This window comes from Lactiplantibacillus sp. YT640, from assembly GCF_049745435.1.
Taxonomy (GTDB): domain Bacteria; phylum Bacillota; class Bacilli; order Lactobacillales; family Lactobacillaceae; genus Lactiplantibacillus; species Lactiplantibacillus plantarum.
Genome location: NZ_JBMNVY010000001.1, coordinates 244,640 through 267,524, shown reverse-complemented (window position 1 = coordinate 267,524; position 22,885 = coordinate 244,640). Strand labels below are relative to the sequence as shown.

The window sequence follows — 22,885 nt, the reverse complement described above, 5'->3', positions numbered from 1 at the left end:
TTTGCCAGGTACTACCAACCGTTCTGCATTATTTTAAGCTGTTGAGTAGTTGACTTTGTTCATTGGTGGTTAACGGTAAAATTGGTAGGCGTGTGCTTCCGACTAACCAGTGTTGGGCGTTCAGCGCCGCTTTGACGGGTGCCGGTGAGGGTTGTGTGAATAGTGCTGCCATCTTCGGCATTAAACGTCGTTGAATTTGCCCTGCTTGGGTGATATCGCCGTGGTTCAAGGCGCGACGCATCGTCGCCATTTCATTTCCAAATAAATGACTCGCCACTGAAATTGTTCCCTGACCACCCAAGACGAGGGTGGTCAAGCTCTGAGCATCTTCGCCCGTGTAAACGAGAAAATCTTTAGGCGCCTTTTCAACAATTGCGGCCAGTTCTTCATCGGAACCACATTGTTTGATCCCAATAATGTTGGGGTTGTGGGCCAACGTGAGAATCGTCGTGACCGTCATCTTAACGCCTACGCGACCGGGAATATTATAAATTATAATGGGCAAGTCTGATTTTTCGGCAATGGCTGTAAAATGCGCCATCATCCCGGTTTGGTTGGGTTTGTTATAGGGCGGGACAACGACGAGGGCGGCGTCGATGCCCTCGATTTGACTGACAATGTGGGTGAAATGAATTGTGGCGGCAGTGTCATTGGTCCCCGTATTAGCGATGATCAACGTGGGGCCTTCGCCAGTCGTGCCCCCGACTAATAAGCCGTCCGTGCCAGTTGCAAGTAAGTGTTCGATCAGTTGCTCTAAGCGGTGGAAATCAATGTGTTGTTGGTCATCAAATGGGGTGACCATAGCGGTAATCAGGTGTGCGGATGCTAAATTCATGTGGCTAATCCTCCTGTGTGGTAGTTTGGGCGCGCCATAAGGCTAAACGATTTAGCCCTTCGCGTAGTGCCGATTGACTGGCTGCATAACTTATCCGGAACCAACCCTCGCCACTCGTACCAAATGCTGAGCCAGGAACGACAGCAACTTGGGCCTCGTGTGCGAGTCGGGTCGCAAAGTCCCAGCTGGTGCCTTGGAAATCCTGTGGTAGCTGGACAAAGATATAGAATGCGCCCGTCGGATAGATATAATTGAATCCAATTTCACTCAGACGTTTGACGACGTAATCGCGGCGTGTTTGATAGACGTCACGCATTTCTGAGCCATCATCCAGACCATGGGTAAGTGCTTCGATACCAGCCGCTTGGGTGATTGAACTCGTTGAAGTAACGAGGTACTGGTGGGTCTTCTTCATCTCGGTAATCAAGTTACTTGGGGCCATGATGAATCCCAGTCGCCAACCAGTCATGGCATGCGATTTGGAGAGGCCATTGATTGTGATCGTTTTGCTTGGATATAGTGTGGCAAAAGCAGTATGGGGCTGTTCATAGGTTAGTTCACTGTAAATCTCATCGCTAATAACGTAGATTCCGGCGGTAGCAATGACGGCTTGCAAAGCCCGTAATTCATCATCAGTGTACGTGACGCCGGTGGGGTTGGTCGGGTAGTTTAGAATTAAGGCCTTGACGTGGTCGCGACGGTGATCATCTAGCGCAGCTTGTAACGCACTGGGTGTTAATTTATAACCCGTTGCGGTTGTGTCAATGGGAGCTAATTGTGCGTTTGCGATGTCAACGACGGGTTGATAGCTCGTGTAAGCCGGTGTTGGCAATAAGACGGTATCGCCAGGATTAAGTAAAGTGAGCAGGGTCGTTGCCACGGCTTCACTAGCGCCGACTGTTGCAATGATTTGCTCAGGTGCATAGGTGAGTTGGTATTTCTGTTGAAAGTAGTGACTCGCAGCATCTTGCAAAGCGGCAAATCCCATTAGTGGCGAGTAGTGTGTCCAATCATTATGAATAGCTTGAATTGCCGCTTTTTTTACGTGACTTGGGGTGGGTAAGTCAGGTTCGCCGACCGTTAATCTGATAATATCGGGAATTTGACTGATTGCTTCATCGAAGCGTCGGATGCCAGAGACTTGAATTTGTTGGATCCGAATATTTGTATTCATCATTAGGACCTTCCTCTCAACGTGATTACCGTTTATAATAAACAACAATCGTCCGGTTAGAAATAGACAATTTTGATAAAAATGAAAGGACAGTTGTGTGATGCCATTAAATCGTCAGTCAACGACACCGTTATATATTCAGTTATACCAGCAGATGCGTGATGACTATGATGCTACTCAAGCCAACCACCAGTTATGGTCAATTCGTAAAATGGCACAAAATTTGGGAGTTTCCAAGACCACTGTCGAACAAGCTTACGATCAGTTGCTAGCAGAGGGCTATGTTTATACCGTTCCCGGGAGTGGCTACTTTTATCGCGATCGGACACACTGGCCAGCAGCTAAACAGGCGCTGGAGACTGTGCCACAGCCCACTAAACCCAGGGCGTTCACTTATGATTTTCGGTATGGTGTGACTCAGTTGTTATCGCCAAGTTGGAACGCTTGGAAACGGGCTGTCCGACTAGCGTTGCGTCAGACTGAGCAGCAACCAACGGCCGTTTATCCGGATGCGCAGGGCTTACCGGCTTTACGTGAAAACTTGGTTCGATTTTTGAAAACGACTCGTGGTGTGCGGTGCACAGCGGACCAGATTGTCATCACGAGTGGGGCTAAGGCAGGTCTCAGTATTCTACTTAGTATCTTGCCACGCGGAACGGTCGGAATTGAGAATCCAGGCTACCGCGGTTTATCCGAATTGGCGGCTAGTTATGGACAGACGGCGGTCCCCATCAGAGTGACGGAAGATGGGCTCGATTTGACACAAGTTCGTGCGCGTAATCCTCAGATCATTTATACGACCCCTGGCCATCAATTTCCATTAGGAGTCGTCTTGCCCATCGAGAAACGATTAGCGTTGTTACAATGGGCGGGGACTCAGCATCTCATCATTGAGGATGATTATGATAGTGAATACCGATACAGTGCGCACCCATTACCCGCGCTACAGTCGCTAGCAACGGCTAATCAGGTGGCTTATTTGGGGACATTTTCGCGGGGAATTGATCCGACATTACGGATGGGATATTTGGTCTTACCACCACAACTGGTGGCAACTTATCATCAACGGTATCAATATCGGGCTGAAATGGTGGCCGGCCTGTTACAACAAGCAATGGCTAATTATTTTGAAGATGGGGCGTATTATCGGCACCTTAGTCGAAACCGAGCTGCTAATCGACAAAAGTATCGGGTACTTTGTCACCAGTTAGCGCAAACTAAGCAGATCCGACCAATTGCAACCGGCGCGGGGGTACACTTAGTTGTTCAGATTCCAGGCATTGCACAGGCTAAATTATTAGAAGCCCTAGAACGGCAACAGGTTCGGATTTATCCGCTTAACTCCAATTGGCGCGACATGCCCACGGCGGACTATTACTTGTTAGGGTTTGCCGGGCTGACACTGTCAGAGTTGACGACCGGTGTCAAACGGTTGATTCAAGTTTGTGAACAACTGGTAGGGTAGGCGTTTATAAGCGGAATGGGTGGTGTTAGGGATTATTGCGACGCTAGTTAAGCTAATCCGCAGGCGCAATCCCGAAGAGCAAAATAAACGTGTATTGCCGATGGGCAGCAACCCATCCAATTGTTAAAGCGATATAAAAAGGACCAGTTATCAACACGTTGTTAGGCAAGTGTTGGTAACTGGTTCTTTTAATTAAGCCATTTAAGTGAATACGCTAGGACGGCTAGTTGCGGTAGACCCAGCGGTGACCATCTTGACGTAATAATTCATCGGCCGCATCTGGTCCCATTGTACCAGGGCGGTAGTTTGGAAATTCGGGTTGATGTTCATCCCAGTATTTTTGAATGACGTCAACGAATTTCCACGAATCGGCAACCTCTTGCCAGTGGGTAAAGTTGGTTGCGTCGCCATTTAAGGCATCGTGAAGCAAACGTTCGTAAGCTTCTGGGCTACCAGCCGTGGCTTCAGCATCGTGAGAATAATTCAACTTGACCGGGGTGGTTGCGAAGCCTTGGCCGATTGCTTTAGCATTCATGCGGAGCTCGAAGCCTTCAGTCGGTTCAACGTTGATTGTCAAGATGTTTGGATCGAGACTGGTTGCTGCGTCGTCATTAGCTCGGACGTCTTCATGATTGAAGATATTGACGACTGGCCGTTTGAACACCACGTCGATTCGCGTGAACTTATCGGCTAAGCGTTTCCCAGTCCGGATGTAAAACGGCACTCCGGACCACCGATAATTATCGATCATGACTTTACCAGCGACGAAAGTATCGGTGTTAGAATCTGATGAAATCTTATCTTCGTCGCGGTAAGCTTTAGCATCATCGCCGGCACCGTATTGACCACGGACAAAGTTGGTTGCGACTTCTTCTGGTTTAAGTGGTCGTAAGCTCCGTAAAGCCTTGACCTTTTCCACGTCGATATCATTTTCAGTGAATTCAACTGGTTGATCCATTGTTAACAGACTCAAAATTTGCAAAATGTGATTTTGGACCATATCCCGCAAGGCACCGCTGTTATCATAGTAAACGGCCCGTTCTTCGACACCCAGTTTTTCACTTAACGTAATTTGGACATTGTCGATGTAACGGTTGTTCCATAATGATTCCCAAATATTATTGCCAAAACGAATGGCCGTGATATTTTGAATCATTTCCTTACCAAGGTAGTGGTCAATTCGATAAATCTGATTTTCGTTAAAAGTAGCCGTTAATTGGTCGTTAAGTTCCTTGGCACTTTCATAATCATAACCAAAAGGCTTTTCGATAATGACGCGGTTAAAACCGTTATCTGTCAGAATATTTTCGGAACGTAAGTGTTGGGCAATCGTACCGAAGAAGTTTGGTGCCATTGCTAAGTAGAAGATCCGGTTGCCTTGTAAACCATATTGGGCGTCCAGCTTTTCTGATAATTTTTTCAAAGTTCGGTAATGTTCAGCATCAGTAACGTCATGCGATTGATAATAAAAATGGCTCGCAAATTGCGTCACCGTTTCCTGATCAGCATTCAGATCAGCTAGGGAGTCACTAATAACTTCATGATAGTGATCATCAGTCCAAGGACGCCGAGCCGTCCCAATAACGGCAAAGTGGTCCTTGAGATAGCCCTTTTGATAGAGCTTAAATAGTGACGGGTACAGTTTACGCTGTGCGAGGTCACCAGTACCGCCAAAGATGGTGAATAAGGCAATTTTTTCGTTACTCATCAATTTCACTTCTTTACTAAGAATATTTTAAACCAAGTACTTGTTCATAAGCATTAATTCAGATTAAACTACCGTATTAATATTAAACCATACGTGGTGATGGTCAATTATAAAGTACTAATGTTGCGGAGATTTTGGGAACTGGTGTTTCAGTTCACGCTCAGTTGCAACGTTTTGCATGATCAAACCAACCGCTAAGGCGATGGCTTGAAAATTAAAGCTTTGCAATAGCGGAATCTTGAACAGACCACCAATAATCGCGCCGATTAACAAAATGGAAAAGATTTCGATGCCAAACATTGAATAGAAGCGTTGTGCGAACCGCCATGTTTCCTCATTTTCAATCGCACGTCGCGACATGTAGCCAGCGAGTGAGCGCATCTTAGGCATTCGCACGCGTTGATAGATCCAGAGCAACAGAATCACTAGGAAGCCTAACGCCAAGCCAAAGTTGTTATTCGCCATGTTGTCACCTCAATTGTTGAAAGATTACACCGGTTGGCAGTGTTTAATTATATTATAACAATCATCAGGGGTGGTAGTCGACAATCAGGTTCAAAAACCGGACATTTCAATATTAATTTTTATGGATTGTCGAATTAATATTAGTACAACCTGGTTGAGACAGTTTGAACTTAGTCCAAATTCATCATGGCATCGTGAATTATAACTGGTTGTTAAGTGTGCTGGGAAGTTTAAAGTGATTCATTAAATTAAATTGGTTGGTTTGTTACCAAGTGTGCCATGGTTAATTGGGCCGCTAAAATAAAAATGAACGTTCAGAAGTCCTTCGAACTCTGAACGTTCATTTTTACAGTGGGACTAGCTACTAAGAATGGTGCCGGAAGATATTTATTGAGTAGCAGGATTGGTTAATCCGTCACGTGAATGACGATTTTACCCGTCGTATGGCGACTTTCGATGGATCGATGACCCTTAATGACATTGGCTACGGAGAACGGTAATGTCGCAACGGTTAGCTTCACTTGACCGCTGACAACTAAGTGGGCTAAGTCGGCTAGGTCTTGTGATGAGCCTTGGGTGAACTGAAAGGCAACTTTTTTCTGTTGATCATGTTGCTGCTCGTCCGTCGGTTGACCGGCAATGGTTGCAAGCTGGCCGTCAGCTTTTAGGACCTTGAGACCAGTATCAATATCACCAACGGTGTCAAAAACGGCATCATAGTCGTGCAAGACGGCGGCAGGATCGGTTTCATGGTAATCAATGACTTCATCGGCCCCTAGGCGAGTTAACAAGTCACGGTGATTAGCACTAGCGGTGGTCGCGACGTAAGCGCCAAAGGCTTTAGCAATTTGAATTGCAAAGAGGCCAACACCACCAGCTCCACCCTGCACCAGAATCTTCTGTCCGGATTGCAGCTTAAGATTGTGCTTCATGCCGTAATAAGCGGTTAGCCCAGCGATTGGCAAAGCAGCAGCTTGATCAAATGATAAGCCTGCTGGGAGATGGGCTAATTCTTTAGTATTAACAGTAATAAATTCACCATAAGTGCCGTTATTAGCTGCGTGGGCAGGCGCGGCGGAACCAAACACAGCGTCACCGATGTTAAAACCAGTGACGGCCTTGCCCATTTTGGTAATGACACCAGCGAAATCCCAACCTAAGACCAATGGAAAGGCCCATAAGTCAGTAAAAGGTGAGGATAGGGCTCCCATCCGGCCAGCAATATCCATGGGATTGAGACTAAAGGCGTGAATCGCAACTTGAACTTCATCAGCTTGTGGTTCGGTCGTGGGCATGTCGACCATCGTAAATTCATCTGCGGAACCGTATTGGTTAATAGCAATTGTTTTCATAATATCGTAACCTTCTTTGATTAAGTGTGCCGTTAGTATAAACTATGGTGTCCACACGATAGCAAGTAAAAAGTAAAAAAGTTGGTTAATGATTTGGAGAAGCTTCAAAGTAAGCAATCTTATGTGCTAAAAACTGATCAGTTGCCTGTAATTGAGCGATTTGCTTTTTCACAGTAGCACGATATGCGCTCAGTTCTTGGATTCGCTGGGCCCGGTTTGGAATGTTGCCGTCACCGCTGAGTAGTTTTAGATCAAGGCCTAATTGCCGAAAAGTGGCAACGAATTGTAGACGCTCTAAATTTTGACGTGAATACTGTCGGTAGTTGTTGTGGTTGCGTGGTACGGGCCCAATCAACTGTTGTTGTTCATAATAACGGAGGGCGTCCTTGGTCATACCGGTGATGGCGACAACCTCTTTGGTACTAAATGCCGTTTGTTCGGCTGGAATGGTGAAAAGTCTCATGTCAATTGCTCCTTTTTGACTTTAGTATACACGTGGTCAGTGCTTCTCGGAACAATACTAAAACGGATGAAACGGATCCGCGGAGTGGGGGCCGCATTTAGAATGCACCAAATGGTCAAAGCACGGGCCTAGGCTGCGACTACAGCGTTGCGATTGTAAACAACATGCAGTGTAAGACTTGATGCTAAGCGCGGCTTAAGTAAAAATGATTTCGTAGACTACTCAGCACCTTTTGCGACCTGATTGGTAGGTAAAAACGGTCAGGCGGCGTATACTATTTAGGGTATTGTTTTCTCAATGAATAAACTTAAATCAGAAATGTGGTGAGGAGATGCAAAAAGAAGTTCGGTTACGGTGGCTGTTTCTAGCCAATTTGCTGAATAATGCGGGTGCCGCTTTTATGTGGCCATTAACAACGGTCTACATGCATAATTATCTCAAACAAAGCTTGACGTTTTCGGGAATTATTCTTTTTTTGATGTCGTTGGCTATGATTGCTGGTAACTTTATTGGCGGGCGCTTGTTTGATCACTGGCGACCATATTATACAGCGCTACTTGGTGGTGGTATTTCGACCGCAATTTTAACAACGTTGATTTTCTGGCATAGTTTGTGGCCTTACGCGATTGGCTTGATCATTGTCGGCTTTGGTGATGGTATCAGCATGACAGTCGTCAATGCCTATGCCGCAACGGTAACGACTAGATCCAACCGGTATGTTTTTAACATGCTTTATTTAGCACTCAACGTTGGGGTCGTTATTGGGACATTATTGGTCGGTTACTTGTTGGAACTAGGTATCAATGTGGTGTTCATGGTGGCAACAGTTTGCTACCTTGGCCTTATGGCGATTACGCTAAGTACCTTTAACGTCACACCGACTGTTCGGACAGAGAAAGCTGCGCCGCAGAAGCGGGATGTGACGCCTAAAAATCACCGTCAATTAATCTGGATGATTTGTTTGATGATTTTCACCATTTATCTGAGTTATGCCTTATGGGAAAGTATTCTTTCCGTGCACATGACCAACTTGGGGATTCCGTTCCGCCGGTATAGTGAAGTTTGGACGATTAACGGGCTATTAATTATTGTGAGTCAGCCGATCGTGGCGTTATTCAACGAACGATTTAAGATTGGCACTCAGATTGGCTTGGGCATTACGCTATTTGCCTTATCATTCTTGGGATTAGTGTTTGCCCGGCAATACGTTGATTTTATTATTATCATGGTGGTTTTAACGATCGGTGAGGTCATTGGCTTACCGATTGCACCCGCCTGGGTCGATGATATGGCGGCTGATGATCAGCGCGGAAAATATCAAGGTCGATACAACATGGCTTTGTCATTGGGACGAGCTGTGGGACCATTGTTCGGTGGCATGATGGTGGCTCAGTTCTCCTACTCGTTATTGTTTATTACGGTGACTATCTTAATGTTAGGTAGTTTGGCGTTAGTCTTGTGGCGCGCCCGGCGAGAACACTTATTAAATGGTTAAGGAGCAGGTGGGCCCCGTGATATTAACAAAGCTTTTAAGGTCAAATGCCTTGAAAGCTTTTTTGATTCTTTGAAAGTGATGATGGAGACGATTGACGATACAATTTGAGCATTATCGGATAGAATAAATGAATTAATTAATAAAATGAGGTGAGTACGTGAATTTGATGGTTTCCAGTTTTATTCTGGTGTTGGCTGCGGTTGTTAGTATTTTTATTTCCCGGGTAATGCCGCAAATATCTGTGAACTACTTGAGTCTGATCGTCGGTATTGGCTTGTTTTTTATTCCAGTTTTGAGCAATCATATTGAAAACTTCAATTCTGAAATCTTTATTGGCCTGATTGTTGCGCCACTCCTGTTTTTTGAAGGACAAGCCACTCGACTGAATGCTGTTGGTAAGGAATTAAAGCACATTATCCAAACGACAGTTGGACTAGTCATTCTTGCCTTAATTGTCGCGGGATTTAGCTTGGCAGGGCTGGGATTAGTCGGCTTGCCGTTAGCTTTTATTCTAGCGGCTATCAGTACGCCGACCGACGCCACGGCAATGGAATCGGTGACGAACGGTTTGGAGATGCCATCAACTGAGGGAACTTTTTTAAAAATGGAGTCGTTGTTTAATGATGCTTCTGGCATCATCTTATTGAACATGGCGGTTCTCTGGTATGCTAATGGCTATATTAACTATGGGCAAACGATTATTGATTTTATTATTTCAGCTGTGGGTGGGGTACTCTTTGGTTTTGTCAGTGCCTGGATCATGGTTCTGTTTCGGCAAGTATTGTTACGCTCTTCGTATAATTCGTTGAATGCGTCGCTGTTGATGTACGTGATTACGCCCTTTATTTTGTATTATGCTGCTGAGGCGATTCACGTTTCTGGAATCATTACGGTTGTGGTTGCGGGATTAGTGCATAATGCGGAAGCCCAACGAAGCCGGTTAATTAATGCACAACAAGTTCATTTTGCTTTTGACTTGGTGAGCATGATTACTGAAATCTTTAATAGCATGGTGTTTGTGGTTCTTGGATTCATGTTTATCAAAATTCTTGTTAACGAACAATTCGGGCATGGGTCCTTGAACTTTTTGTTGATTGGGCTTGTTCTGTATATTAGCAATGTGCTGGTGCGTTACAGCTACGGTCGGTTGCGGTTGAGTTTCAAAAATCGGCCCGCATGGATTTTTGCGCTAGGTGGCGTGCACGGTGCGGTAACGCTGGCCTTAGCCTATACGTTAACCGATACTGCGGTCGGACGTGGTGACTTTAACTTGGTTCTAATGGCTGCCAGTACGTTGATTATTCTGAGTATGGTCGTGCCGACGATTATTTTTCGCTGGTTGCTAAAGCCGGCGTTGACTGATGATGAGGCAACTAGTGAGATTGATCAGATTCGGGTGGCGATGGTTCACCACGCGATTGATACAGTTCAGAAAATGTATTTGCCGCCGAATGTGAAAGAATCCGTCATTTTTGATTTGATGACCCAGAAACAACGGACTAGGACTCGTGATTTTGCACGGGCCTGGGTTGACGTTGTTCGGCGACCGGAATTTACTGGTGCAGAAAAAGAATTAGAGATGCGGGCATTTATGAATGCGCTCGAACAAGAACGGCAATATTTGGATATGATTTCACAACGAGAGGTCAAGTATCAGAAGTACGTTTTTAAATTGTACAATGAAACCTTATTAGCGGAATCACTAGTCATCGGCCCCACGATATTTGATAAGGATAAGGCAACGGAATAGCGTGAAATCGTCGTTACTGAGGCGATTGGTCAACTTCGTGCTGTGAACACAATCAAGGTCCAAGTTAGCGAAAACTAACTTGGACCTTGATTGTTTGGTTAATTCGATTAAAAGGTTTGATTGTCTAAATAGGCGGCCAAACGGTCTTTCATCACGTTATAGACGCGTTCAGTATCAACGGCAGTCCCGCGAAGCTCATAATCCGCAATCATGTCCGTGTCAAGTTGTTCAGCATAACGCCGAGCGGTTAGACAGTACTGATCGTTAAAGTTACGGTTACCAGAACCAACAACTCCGAGACAGAACCGTGAGTTTTGATCGTAGTTAAGATATTCACCTAACACGTTGGTCATCAATTCCTTAACCCCATTGTCAATGCCGTTACCACCGTCAAGGTAGGTTGGGACAAAGGCGAAGTAGGGTTCAGTCTCAATGGCAAAGTCTGACTGTTCGGTGATTTCTTTTAAGGTAATTAACGGGTTGCTATCATCAGCTGCATGCTGGGTCTTGGCGTAATCCTGCATACCGGTGACAAATGAGCGGGTATTGCCTTCAATGGAGATATAAATGATATTGATTGTTGATTCACTCACAGCAGTTCCTCATTTCTGTTTTACATTAGTTTTAGTTTACGCTGGGCACTACTTAATTGCAAACGACTGCGGCTCCGAATCGTCGCAGTTTGTCGTGATAACGGCCGGCTTAAGATAAACTTAATTTTTAGTAGGCTTTCCCTTAAATCAACCGCATCCAATTTATGTACAACAGGTTAGTGGCAATTCACACGACTTATCATATAAAAGTACCAAAGTTGACCAGTTGAAGTTCGCCGGATACAAAAAAATGGCCCCTAAGAAATCAACTTTCTTAAGTGCCATTTTAAGTAGTGCGTGTAAATATTTAGTCTTGTGTTTGATCGTCATTATGATCGTCAGGTGTGCTATCCGTCTGGGCGCTAACCTCAAACCAATTGATATAAGCATTTTCAAAATCAAGCGCTTTGAAATTGAAGTTACCGATTTGAATCGTATCACCGGCTTGGATTTTAGGAAAATTATCCAAAATATAACCGGTCAAAGTGACAACATCGGAATCTTCAAATTCTTGTAAGTCGGTCTTGAAGTAGCGTTCAAAGTCGTAGATGGTCATCTTACCACTGATGCGGTAAGTGCCATCGGCCTGCTTTTCGATGTATTCGTTAGAAACATTGTCGATTTCGTCATTGACGGTTCCGAAAAGTTCTTCGTAAATATCCTTATCAGTGACGATCCCACTGGTCCCACCATATTCATCAACCACGACGACGATCGGCGTTTGTTTGTCGATCATCTTTTGGAGAATGGCTTGAATCGGTGTAGTTTCAGGAATTGTAATGATATTACGCAATAACTTATTGACCCGAATATCATCGTCAACTTCACCTTGGCGAATTAAGTCATAGTTATAAACGTAACCCAGAATCTTGTCCTTATCATTGTTAGCTACGACGGGTAAGCGGCTAAAGCGTTTCTGTAAATAAACGCGAATGGCTTGCTTGACGGTATCGTTGATATCAATCACAACTAGCTGAGTACGGTCGATCATGATATCCTTAGCGATCTTGTCATTGAACTCAAATGCCCGCTCCATGTAAAGGTAATCGTTACGTTCAAGCTCACCGCCAGTTACGGCATTTCGTGATAGATTAAGAATTTCGGCTTGTGAATAAACATCGTTATCTTCATTCGCAACTGGGATGCCTAACATTTTGACGACGCCAGCTGATGAGACATTCAACAACCATACGAAGGGGTAGAACATCACGTGGAACCACCGTAATGGTGTCGTAATAACCGCCATTACTTTGAGTGGCATGTCGATTGCGATATTTTTAGGCACGATTTCGGTTAAGACCACTTCTAAGTAGGTCAGTAGGAAAACCCCAATGACGATACTAATACCTCGTAATACCGCGGTTGAGACGGATAGGTTGAAGAGGGATAAGAAATCAAGCACAAAATGTTCAGTTGTTTGTTCACCTATCCAACCTAAAATGATACCAGCTAACGAGACTCCCACTTGAGTGGTTGAAAGATACTCGTTAAGGTTGCGGACCATGTGCAAAGAAGTTGCGATCCGTTTTGACGGTTTATCACGTTTTTTTTGTTCTTCTTCGAGAGCGCTAGGGCGGGTCTGAACGAGTGCAAACTCACAGGCCACAAAGAAAGCTGCGACGAAGAACGTAATGACAATAATGACTAAATTTAAAATTATCTGGCCACTGTCCAAAGAAACATTCCTCATTTCATAAATATTAGTTACTTTAAGTATAACGCGAAGTAGCTAATATTATAAGGCCTATCACCCGTTTTGTCAGCCCCCGTGACGGTTAATTAATTGGTCTATCGTAGTCAGCGGGCCTGCTGGCAATCTTTTAAGCGCCAATAATGCAATCGCGAGAAAGATGGTTAACGTTTCCAATGAATGGTGCTAAACTAAGGGTATACCAAGTAAAGGGAGATCTTTAATGATGCCAGTAGAAACGAAAACTAAGATTCATGAGGATTCGAAGAAATTGGTTTATCAAGATAGTGATGTCAAAAAAGCGATGGATTTAATTCGTGACCGTGGTTACGTGACCCGTGCAGATTTCAATCAGATGGACGATGCGGATTGGGCGGCCGGTTTTGATCAAAAGATTGAAGCCGCTTTCCTAAAAGTGGAAGGCGAAGACCCGTACATCTACTTCGAACAATTTGATTTCAAGGGTGGCGACATTGACTCAATCATCTTTGATATGGATCAAGTTGGCACGCGTGACCATGCCTTAGATTTACTTGCTGAAGCCATTCACCAACAGGCTTACTAAGAATTGATTTGATACGGAGGTTATTGACATGCGCCAGCAATTATTCGGTCATCATCTGGATGATCTACTAAAGCCCACCAAATTATTGAAGCGGGCTCACCGGGAAGCAGAGAACGTCTTAAACGCACACGTTGGGATGAAAACGGACGTGGTTGAACATGACGATGATTACACCGTAACGGCAGAATTACCCGGTTTTGATAAGGACGCTATTACGGTGAAGTATGCTGACGAATGGCTAACTATTCGGGCGCACCGGTCGCAAGACGATCGTAACGATGACGGGCGCGTACTCCATCGCGAACGGATGGACGCGGACTTTACCCGGAAGTTTCATCTAACGAATGTCGTGCGCGAAGAGATTCAAGCGCATTATCAAGCAGGACTGCTGACCGTGACGTTGCCAAAAACCGTTGCGGATAGCGAAGGTAAGATAGAAATACAATAAATAAAAGCATCGTCAGCGAATTCTGACGGTGCTTTTATTCGATACATACACATTGATGGCAACGGATTTTTTTGCACACTTAGGGGTGCTGTTAGCAAGGTGCTGTCTCAACTAGTTGACAGAGCTAGCAATCAGTCGTGACAACCTAGTGAGCACGAATCTGAAAGTCTGTAGCATAACCAGGTACCAATTCAGCGCGGGGTAGTCAGTGAACATCGGTCACCACCTGAGCAGCTTATTAGCAATCATGATGTGATTTAAAGTGCGAGCCTACTTTTGCTCATCAGTCGCATCGTCATTGGTGTCTTCAGCTTTATTAGCGTCCGAGATGCTCATTTGAATCGTACGGGGACGGTCTTTGATAATAACAATCGTCCCATGGCCGAGGAAGTCTTTGGGCCCATCATAGGCCATTTCATATTCATTGGCGAATGAGCCGGATTTTTGAAGTGTCATGAAGAAAATTTTATTGTCTTCGTAGTCGTCACTGAACATGATGGCCATCGTGCTATCAATCAATAATTTCTCTTTGCGCATCGCTTTGAGACGGTCCCAAAGTCCGGCAATCACTGCTTGTGGAATCAATTCTTTAACATCATCACCGACACGGAGCTTTTTGGTCATTTCATACATACTACATAACCTACTTTTCATTTGTATTTGCATTAACCCATAAATGATACCATATTCAGAAATTAATGTGATTTACAATGTCATCTAGTTTACAAGACTAGTTAATCTAGGTATAATTAATGTAACCTATTTATCAGAGGAGGACGCAGCATGGCAGCTAATGAGACTTATGCAGATTGGCAAGCCCGCATGGCAAAGGTGATTCTGCCGAAGTGGATCGAGTTACCGAACTTTGACTTATATATGGATCAGGTCCTATTATTAATTAATGAAACGTTGCAGCCATTAGGTGCTGATCCAGTTACTGCCGCAATGATCAATAATTATGTCAAACATAAAGTGATCTTGTCACCAGTCAAGAAGAAATATCAAATTATGCAATTGGCGGATATTATTGTCATTAGCTTACTAAAACCGAGTTATCCACTGGATAAAATTCGTCAGGGAATCGACCAAGTGACTGCGACTGGCTATCCCAAGCGAGCTTACGACAATTTTATTACGGTATTAACGAATCAACTTCATCATCCCGATGATCCAATTACGATTTCTGATCAGGATCTCAGTCACAGTTTAACAACCGCAGCGGCTCAACTGATTGTTAATAAATTGCGCACGGATGAATTATTGCGACTTAATCAAGTACAGACCAAGCCACAACAAATTGAAAAATAAGCTGAATGCGGTGGACCAAGTAATGTCAGTTATTTGGTCCATACGTGTTTTTTTGGTTGCTGGAATGACGGGGCTTTAGTATCATATAAAATGATTGTAAGCAATTTAAATTGGGATAGAGTGGATCAACAGTGGTTTGTTTGTTAATCTGCTTTACATTGGGAAGAGTGATTGATATGAAGGTGTTTATCAGTGACGATCAAGAACAACAGCGTCTCTGGTTAAACGACATCATTACGGCACAGCTGGAGGCATTGCACTTTAATTATGAGTTAGTCTCAGTATGGCAGCCGACCGATGTGTTAGCGGCGGTAAAGGATGGCGGCGGACCAAATCTTTATTTTTTAGATATCGTTTTACAACGCGAAATCAATGGCATTCAATTGGCCTCTAAGATTCGTGATTATGATCCTGATGGGTTTATTGTCTATGTGACGGTGCGTGATGACATGATCCCGGATACGTTGAGTGCGATGACAACACCAACCGGGTTTATTTCAAAAACAAATATGTTCGATAAGGCAAAGTTTGTTCCAGAAGTACAAAGAGTCCTACAAGTCGTAAAAAAACGGTTAGGTATGTTACAGCAATCTGCTGAACCGACTTTAACGATTCGAAGTGGTGCGTTATTATTAACGCTGAAGCTTAAAGATATCATCTACTGTGAGAAGGAACATGGGCTGCGGACCACGCGAATCGTGACGACGACCCAGTCCTATGTCGTACATAAGAATTTAAATACGATTAAGGAACAACTGACAGCGATGCATTTTTTTAATGAGTTTCAAAGTTATGCCCTCAACCTTGACCATGTGATTACGGTTGATTTTAATAAGGGCGTGATTAGTATGGACAATCATGATCACTTGACCTTTAGCCGGGGAACGATCAAGAAGTTACGGGCGTACTACCAGACCCAGGGATAGGATGAGTGTATGATAACTGAAACACAATTAACGGCAATTCAAACGTATGCTTTGCAAAAGCTTGCTCACGATCATAGTGGGCATGGTCGCGATCATTTGCAGCGGGTCAACCGGCTAGCACGCCGGCTGGCAAAAGCCGAAGGGGCAAATTTAAATCTGACTTTAGCGGCAGCTTGGCTGCATGATGTGATCGACGATAAATTGATGGCCGACCCAGCGAAGGCGCATCAAGATTTGATTGCTCAATTGAACGCGCAAAATGTTACGGCTGCCGATCAAACGGCTATTTTTGCAATTATTGATCACATGTCATTCAGCAAATCCTTCAACGGCCCTCAAAAATTAAGTCTTGAAGGGCAAGTCGTTCAGGATGCGGATCGGTTAGACGCGATTGGCGCTATCGGGATCGCCCGGGCGTTGTATTATTCAGGTCATGTCGGTGAAAAAATCTATGACCCGGCAATTGCGCCACGTGAACATATGACGCGTGAACAATATCGACACCAGCCCGGCACGGCTATCAATCACTTCTATGAAAAGTTGTTCAAGTTAGCAGCTCTCATGAATACGGATACTGCCAAAGCACTGGCAGCCCACCGGACAGCGGTGATGCACGAGTTTGTTGACCAATTTAAGGCTGAGTGGACGGCGGATGATAAGGCGTAATGGCATCCCTACGTCTAGTTGAGTCACTAGTTCTTTGAGCTGAGATCATGTTATCAGATGATGCAATTACCATTTATATTGGCTAACGAAAAAGGCCATCACAAGAATGTATCGTGAATTCTTGTGATGGCCTTTTTAGCTCTTATTCTGGTTTTAAGGCTGGCAATCTAAATCAGGCACGGTTGGTCAGAAGATGGGTTACCAACATGACTAGTAGGGACACGAGTAGTGAGTAACCCAAGATAATGGCGACCATTAGTCCCCAAGTAACTAACGTATGGATCCAACCGGTGATACCGATGAACGTCAGTAAGGTAGTCAGCACGATAATGATGACGATGGTGCTATACAACCCGATCGCACTATTCTGATAGTCAGCGGGACTTAGATCGAAGCCACCAATCACAATGACGAGGGTTAGAAAGAGCAACATTAATAGTTGCCACCAACTCGTTGGCGTACTGGTTAACGAGTGAAAACTTGCAGCCCATTGTGGTTGTTCGGGTGTATCAGCTAATTTGAAGATGGCTTGAAATAGGCCAGGAGCGAGTAGCCAGTCTAGTCCAAGGAGTGCCGCTGTGCATCCGAAGATGGGGGCGACACCAATGAACAGGTTACCAATGACTTGATACCGGCTGTGCCGATTCCAAGTATGGTTAACATAGCCTAGTGCCAGATCATCCGCCGACTCATCTTCAGGATGGAGGTGAGGGCGTTTGAGCAGCCGGACCGATTGGATGCCGTGGCGAAAAATCAGTGCGAGGATTAGATGGCTAAGCTCGTGGATGATGATGCCCAGAAAACCACAGTAGACCTGACTGTTAATACCGTAGTGGTTGACCAGATTCGCTTTGGTTTGTCGGTTGATAATCGTCAGTAACCAAGCAAATAGTCCGGGTAAACCAATGATGACCAGCAAGACGATGCCGTTATTCTTGATCAAGTTATCCACGAGGCTACTCCGTTATTGGACCAAAAGTGCCGTGCACGAGCTTGCGTAGATCATCAGCGTCGATTTCAATTGAACGCCCGATTTTACCCGAAGATACGAGAATCTTACCTTGCTGCTTAGCGGTCTCGTCTAAGTAGATGGGAAACTTCTTAGTTTCCCAAATACCAACTGGTGTGTTGGCGCCGTGTTGGTATCCGGTAGTCCGTTCCAAGTCCTTTAATGGAATCATGCCAACTTTTTTGTTGCCGGATAGCTTAGCCAATTTTTTATAGCTGAGGTGCTCATCTAACGGCAAGACGCCGACGACGGGACCGGTCTTGTTACCAATCAGCGCTAAGGTCTTGTAGATATGATGTTCGTCAACACCGAGGTGGTCGACTTGTAATTGTTGAACGTCGCCTTCCGTTTCGGTTGGGAATTCATATTGTTGATAGCTGATATTTGCTTTATCCAAAATCTTTTCAACAAGTGTTTTACCTAATTGATCTTTTTTCTTCTTTTTTGACATTATTGTTAACCTCACATTTATTAAAAATACGGTCCAATTTTATAAATGGGCCGGAACAATTCACCCAAACGCCATTAATTCTGCTATACTTGAGGTATGAAATAACCTCAAAGGAGGGATTACAATGGCTGACCTAGTTTATCAACAAGTCATCAATGATCTCAATAAACGGATCATGGCGAATGAATTTGTTGATAAGAAGCTTCCAGATGAACGTAGTCTTAGCGAACAGTATCAGGTAAGTCGTAGCTCGATTAAGCGCGCGCTTAACGTGCTAGCCAATAAGGGCCTGATTTTCAAGAAGCGGGGTTCGGGAACGTTCATTAATCCATTATATCTTAAAAATCAATCTTCGTTTAAGTATGAAGGAACTAACCTAGGAATTACGGACAGTTTAAATACTGAGGGTGCTAAGCCCAGTATTCAATTATTAGACTTTCGCGTCATTCCTGCAAGTCAAGAGTTGCAACAAGACTTATTTTTAACTGCTGACGAGTTTGTTTATGAAATCAAACGGCTGCGATTACTGGATGACCAGCCTTTCATGATTGAAAGTGGCTATATTCCAATCAAGCTTGTGCCCCAGTTGAACCGACAAGTGGTCAGTGGATCGATCTTTAATTACGTGCAAAAGACCTTGCACGCCGCAGTGACCAAATCATTCTTATCGATTGCGGCCGATGCGTCCAATACGACTGATCAAGAGTTGCTACATTTGCAGCCGAATGAACCGGTGGGCCTGATGAGTGGGATCTTCTTTTTAGATGATGGGACACCCTTTGAAGTGTCTAATATGCGATTACATTATCAATATATGAAGTATACAACGTTTGTGTCAACGAATAGTTAGGAGTCTGAGGTGTCATGGCACTGATTCGTATTAATTTTATGGCGGCTAGTTTACACCGGACCGTTCCCCTGATGGTGTGTTTACCAACTGATAAATTGGTTCCAGATGAGCAGGGCGTGCCGCGCCCGATTCAGGGTCCGTTTGCCACCCTGTACTTATTGCACGGTATCTTAGGTAGTGAAGTCGACTGGATTAGTGGCACACGAATCCAGCGCTGGGCCGACGAACGGAATCTGGCTGTCGTGATGCCAGCGGGCGAGAATAGTTTCTATACTGATCATCCTTGGTCTGGGGAGACGTATAGTCAATTTATTGGTCAGGAATTGATTGATTTTACACGCCGGACGTTTCCACTATCACACCAGCGTGACCAAACTTTTATTGGCGGATTATCAATGGGTGGTTACGGGGCGCTGTATAACGGACTAAAATTTCACGATACTTTTGGGGCCATTGTGAGTTTATCAGCCGGACTGAATGTGCGACCCGGAATGGAAAAGTTACCGGCAAAGCCTCAGTGGTTTGCGGAAACAGTCGCATATCAGCATGGCGTTTTTGGCCCAGATCTAGCAGCTGCTGGTCATTCGGAATTAAACCTGCAAGTGCTCGTAACTAAATTACTGGCAGCTCACGTCGCTTTACCCGCGATTTTTATGGCGATTGGCGATCAGGACGGCTTAAAGTCAGCGAATGATGAATTTGATCATTTTCTAACGACCAAAAAAGTTTCGCATGAATATTTGGTCGGTTCTGGAGCGCACGAGTGGGATTTCTGGGACCGCTATCTATTAAAAGCACTGAACTGGTTGCCACTAACTAATCAGGGCGCCGGTGTTAATTCTGGGCATATTAAAGCTAATTGATGGGCTGCTTCAATCATTCTGCGTACAAATTATTAAAAAATATATTAATCTAAAAGCAAGGTGTCCCAAGGGATGAGCCTTGTTTTTTTGTTTTAATTTATAAAATTGGACCGTTCCAATTAACAAAAAGGTTGATTTTTTGAAATGAGTTGTTAAAATAGAACTTGTAAACGAAAACATTTAAACAGTTAGCGTTCAAGTGAAAAGCAAATTAAGGAGTGTTTTTGAAATGACAACAGATTACTCATCACCAGCATATTTGCAAAAAGTTGATAAGTACTGGCGTGCTGCCAACTACTTATCAGTTGGTCAACTTTATTTAAAAGATAATCCACTATTACAACGGCCATTGAAGGCCAGTGACGTTAAGGTTCATCCAATTGGTCACTGGGGGACGATTGCCGGTCAAAACTTTATCTATGCTCATCTTAACCGGGTCATCAACAAGTACGGTTTGAAGATGTTCTACGTTGAAGGTCCAGGTCATGGTGGTCAAGTGATGGTTTCAAACTCTTACCTTGACGGTACTTACACCGATATTTATCCAGAAATTACGCAGGATGTTGAAGGGATGCAAAAGCTCTTCAAGCAATTCTCATTCCCAGGTGGGGTTGCTTCCCATGCGGCACCTGAAACACCCGGTTCAATCCATGAAGGTGGCGAACTTGGTTACTCAATTTCACACGGGGTTGGGGCAATTCTTGACAATCCTGACGAAATCGCCGCGGTTGTTGTTGGTGATGGGGAATCCGAAACGGGTCCATTAGCAACTTCATGGCAATCAACGAAGTTCATTAACCCAATCAACGACGGGGCTGTTTTACCAATCTTGAACTTAAATGGTTTTAAGATTTCTAACCCAACGATTTTTGGTCGGACTTCTGATGCTAAGATTAAGGAATACTTCGAAAGCATGAATTGGGAACCAATCTTCGTTGAAGGTGACGATCCTGAAAAGGTTCACCCAGCCTTAGCTAAGGCCATGGATGAAGCCGTTGAAAAGATCAAGGCAATCCAGAAGCATGCTCGCGAAAATGACGATGCGACATTGCCAGTATGGCCAATGATTGTCTTCCGCGCACCTAAGGGCTGGACTGGTCCGAAGTCATGGGACGGTGATAAGATCGAAGGTTCATTCCGTGCTCATCAAATTCCGATTCCTGTTGATCAAAATGACATGGAACATGCGGATGCTTTAGTTGATTGGCTCGAATCATATCAACCAAAAGAACTCTTCAATGAAGATGGCTCTTTGAAGGATGATATTAAAGAAATTATTCCTACTGGGGACAGTCGGATGGCTGCTAACCCAATCACCAATGGTGGGGTCGATCCGAAAGCCTTGAACTTACCAAACTTCCGTGATTATGCGGTCGATACGTCCAAAGAAGGCGCGAATGTTAAGCAAGATATGATCGTTTGGTCAGACTATTTGCGGGATGTCATCAAGAAAAATCCTGATAACTTCCGGTTGTTCGGACCTGATGAAACCATGTCTAACCGTTTATATGGTGTCTTCGAAACCACTAATCGTCAATGGATGGAAGACATTCATCCAGATAGTGACCAATATGAAGCACCAGCTGGCCGGGTCTTAGATGCTCAGTTATCTGAACACCAAGCTGAAGGTTGGTTAGAAGGTTACGTCTTAACTGGACGTCATGGGTTATTTGCCAGTTATGAAGCCTTCCTACGCGTTGTGGACTCAATGTTGACGCAACACTTCAAGTGGTTACGTAAAGCCAATGAACTTGATTGGCGTAAAAAGTACCCATCACTTAACATTATCGCGGCTTCAACTGTATTCCAACAAGACCATAATGGTTATACCCACCAAGATCCAGGTGCATTAACTCATTTGGCCGAAAAGAAACCAGAATACATTCGTGAATATTTACCAGCCGATGCCAACACGTTATTAGCTGTCGGTGACGTCATTTTCCGGAGCCAAGAAAAGATCAACTACGTGGTTACGTCAAAACACCCACGTCAACAATGGTTCAGCATTGAAGAAGCTAAGCAATTAGTTGACAATGGTCTTGGTATCATTGATTGGGCAAGTACGGACCAAGGTAGCGAACCAGACATTGTCTTTGCAGCTGCTGGGACGGAACCAACGCTTGAAACGTTGGCTGCCATCCAATTACTACACGACAGTTTTCCAGAGATGAAGATTCGTTTCGTGAACGTGGTCGACATCTTGAAGTTACGTAGTCCTGAAAAGGATCCGCGGGGCTTGTCAGATGCTGAGTTTGACCATTACTTTACTAAGGACAAACCAGTGGTCTTTGCTTTCCACGGTTACGAAGACTTAGTTCGTGACATCTTCTTTGATCGTCACAACCATAACTTATACGTCCACGGTTACCGTGAAAATGGTGATATTACCACACCATTCGACGTACGGGTCATGAACCAGATGGACCGCTTCGACTTAGCTAAGTCGGCAATTGCGGCGCAACCAGCAATGGAAAACACTGGTGCGGCCTTCGTTCAATCCATGGATAATATGCTTGCTAAACACAATGCCTATATCCGGGATGCCGGAACTGACTTGCCAGAAGTTAATGATTGGCAATGGAAGGGTTTAAAATAAGCAGTTAAAATCTTAATTTGAAAATAGCGTTGCTACTGGCCTGTGCCTCCAGTAGCAACGCTATTTTTGTGCGCTATTAATTGTGTCGATTGGATACTGTCACAAGTGCTGATTGGTGCTGGAATGTAGCCTATGACGTCTTAATCAGAACCTAGCTAACTGACGTTTAATCAAGAAGCAACTTGCAATGACTAGCATAATGTGAATTGTGAG

The 22,885-nt window shown here is 44.4% G+C and carries 22 protein-coding genes; 11 read left to right on the top strand and 11 right to left on the bottom strand.

Translation table 11 applies throughout. The features are described from left to right. Positions 1–28: 28 nt before the first annotated feature. Entirely contained in the window at positions 29–835 is an 807-nt protein-coding gene (gene dapA, locus ACOV1R_RS01280) for a 4-hydroxy-tetrahydrodipicolinate synthase (protein ID WP_015380718.1), read from the bottom strand. A gap of 4 nt (positions 836–839) precedes the next feature. Beyond that, positions 840–2,012: an aminotransferase class I/II-fold pyridoxal phosphate-dependent enzyme gene (locus tag ACOV1R_RS01275; protein WP_016527267.1), complete on the bottom strand. Its 1,173-nt coding sequence runs from the start codon at positions 2,010–2,012 to the stop codon at positions 840–842. Between the two features lie 97 nt (positions 2,013–2,109). Here ACOV1R_RS01275 and ACOV1R_RS01270 point away from each other — a divergent pair, with 97 nt between their 5' ends. Beyond that, on the top strand, positions 2,110–3,474 hold the full coding sequence (locus tag ACOV1R_RS01270) for a PLP-dependent aminotransferase family protein (RefSeq protein WP_003642621.1): 1,365 nt from the start codon (positions 2,110–2,112) through the stop codon (positions 3,472–3,474). 223 nt (positions 3,475–3,697) lie between these two features. On the opposite strand, the gene zwf is transcribed toward ACOV1R_RS01270, so the two are convergent. From zwf to ACOV1R_RS01250, 4 genes are all read right to left on the bottom strand, one after another. Then, entirely contained in the window at positions 3,698–5,182 is a 1,485-nt protein-coding gene (gene zwf / locus ACOV1R_RS01265) for a glucose-6-phosphate dehydrogenase (RefSeq protein WP_217203100.1), read from the bottom strand. A 117-nt stretch (positions 5,183–5,299) separates the two neighbouring features. Next, a complete protein-coding gene (locus ACOV1R_RS01260; protein WP_003642623.1) occupies positions 5,300–5,647 on the bottom strand; it encodes an SdpI family protein in 348 nt (115 codons plus the stop codon). Positions 5,648–6,054: 407 nt separating this feature from the next. Next, entirely contained in the window at positions 6,055–6,999 is a 945-nt protein-coding gene (locus ACOV1R_RS01255) for an NADP-dependent oxidoreductase (protein ID WP_015380713.1), read from the bottom strand. An 85-nt stretch (positions 7,000–7,084) separates the two neighbouring features. Further along, positions 7,085–7,462 (bottom strand): MerR family transcriptional regulator, encoded by a 378-nt coding sequence (locus ACOV1R_RS01250; protein WP_013355818.1) that lies wholly within the window; start codon positions 7,460–7,462, stop codon positions 7,085–7,087. A gap of 331 nt (positions 7,463–7,793) precedes the next feature. On the opposite strand from ACOV1R_RS01250, the gene ACOV1R_RS01245 reads away from it, so the two are divergent. Further along, a complete protein-coding gene (locus ACOV1R_RS01245) occupies positions 7,794–8,957 on the top strand; it encodes an MDR family MFS transporter (RefSeq protein WP_003645896.1) in 1,164 nt (387 codons plus the stop codon). 157 nt (positions 8,958–9,114) lie between these two features. After that, the gene (locus ACOV1R_RS01240) at positions 9,115–10,707 is read left to right on the top strand and encodes a cation:proton antiporter (protein WP_011101877.1); all 1,593 of its coding nucleotides are present in this window, start codon (positions 9,115–9,117) and stop codon (positions 10,705–10,707) included. A gap of 107 nt (positions 10,708–10,814) precedes the next feature. On the opposite strand, the gene nrdI is transcribed toward ACOV1R_RS01240, so the two are convergent. Then, entirely contained in the window at positions 10,815–11,300 is a 486-nt protein-coding gene (gene nrdI / locus ACOV1R_RS01235; protein ID WP_003642628.1) for a class Ib ribonucleoside-diphosphate reductase assembly flavoprotein NrdI, read from the bottom strand. A 307-nt stretch (positions 11,301–11,607) separates the two neighbouring features. Continuing rightward, positions 11,608–12,975, bottom strand: coding sequence for a hemolysin family protein (locus ACOV1R_RS01230; protein WP_003644710.1), 1,368 nt, complete (start codon positions 12,973–12,975; stop codon positions 11,608–11,610). Between the two features lie 238 nt (positions 12,976–13,213). Between ACOV1R_RS01230 and ACOV1R_RS01225 the strand changes: the two genes are divergently transcribed. Together ACOV1R_RS01225 and ACOV1R_RS01220 are read left to right on the top strand one after the other, a co-directional pair. Then, on the top strand, positions 13,214–13,555 hold the full coding sequence (locus ACOV1R_RS01225) for a hypothetical protein (RefSeq protein WP_003642630.1): 342 nt from the start codon (positions 13,214–13,216) through the stop codon (positions 13,553–13,555). 28 nt (positions 13,556–13,583) lie between these two features. Beyond that, positions 13,584–14,003, top strand: a complete 420-nt coding sequence (locus ACOV1R_RS01220; protein ID WP_003642631.1) for an Hsp20/alpha crystallin family protein — start codon at positions 13,584–13,586, stop codon at positions 14,001–14,003. 270 nt (positions 14,004–14,273) lie between these two features. Here the strand turns inward: ACOV1R_RS01220 and ACOV1R_RS01215 are convergent, their stop codons facing one another. Next, the gene (locus ACOV1R_RS01215) at positions 14,274–14,636 is read right to left on the bottom strand and encodes a hypothetical protein (RefSeq protein WP_003644709.1); all 363 of its coding nucleotides are present in this window, start codon (positions 14,634–14,636) and stop codon (positions 14,274–14,276) included. A gap of 150 nt (positions 14,637–14,786) precedes the next feature. On the opposite strand from ACOV1R_RS01215, the gene ACOV1R_RS01210 reads away from it, so the two are divergent. The 3 genes from ACOV1R_RS01210 to ACOV1R_RS01200 all read left to right on the top strand — a co-directional run bounded on the left by ACOV1R_RS01210 (position 14,787) and on the right by ACOV1R_RS01200 (position 16,903). Continuing rightward, positions 14,787–15,311 carry a DUF1836 domain-containing protein gene (locus ACOV1R_RS01210; protein ID WP_003642633.1) on the top strand — a complete coding sequence of 175 codons (525 nt, stop codon included), beginning with the start codon at positions 14,787–14,789 and terminating at the stop codon, positions 15,309–15,311. Positions 15,312–15,487: 176 nt separating this feature from the next. Next, complete coding sequence (locus ACOV1R_RS01205) at positions 15,488–16,237, top strand: LytR/AlgR family response regulator transcription factor (protein ID WP_003642634.1); 750 nt, start codon at positions 15,488–15,490, stop codon at positions 16,235–16,237. A 9-nt stretch (positions 16,238–16,246) separates the two neighbouring features. Next, the gene (locus tag ACOV1R_RS01200) at positions 16,247–16,903 is read left to right on the top strand and encodes an HD domain-containing protein (protein WP_013355812.1); all 657 of its coding nucleotides are present in this window, start codon (positions 16,247–16,249) and stop codon (positions 16,901–16,903) included. A gap of 172 nt (positions 16,904–17,075) precedes the next feature. Here the strand turns inward: ACOV1R_RS01200 and ACOV1R_RS01195 are convergent, their stop codons facing one another. Both ACOV1R_RS01195 and ybaK read right to left on the bottom strand, forming a co-directional pair. Further along, entirely contained in the window at positions 17,076–17,855 is a 780-nt protein-coding gene (locus tag ACOV1R_RS01195) for a hypothetical protein (protein WP_015380710.1), read from the bottom strand. 4 nt (positions 17,856–17,859) lie between these two features. Continuing rightward, entirely contained in the window at positions 17,860–18,363 is a 504-nt protein-coding gene (ybaK, locus tag ACOV1R_RS01190) for a Cys-tRNA(Pro) deacylase (RefSeq protein ID WP_003642637.1), read from the bottom strand. A gap of 124 nt (positions 18,364–18,487) precedes the next feature. Between ybaK and ACOV1R_RS01185 the strand changes: the two genes are divergently transcribed. From ACOV1R_RS01185 to ACOV1R_RS01175, 3 genes are all read left to right on the top strand, one after another. Further along, entirely contained in the window at positions 18,488–19,213 is a 726-nt protein-coding gene (locus tag ACOV1R_RS01185) for a GntR family transcriptional regulator (RefSeq protein ID WP_003642638.1), read from the top strand. Positions 19,214–19,227: 14 nt separating this feature from the next. After that, entirely contained in the window at positions 19,228–20,076 is an 849-nt protein-coding gene (locus tag ACOV1R_RS01180; protein WP_015380709.1) for an alpha/beta hydrolase, read from the top strand. A 229-nt stretch (positions 20,077–20,305) separates the two neighbouring features. Then, a complete protein-coding gene (locus ACOV1R_RS01175) occupies positions 20,306–22,672 on the top strand; it encodes a phosphoketolase family protein (protein WP_003642640.1) in 2,367 nt (788 codons plus the stop codon). The last annotated feature ends 213 nt before the right edge of the window (positions 22,673–22,885 follow it).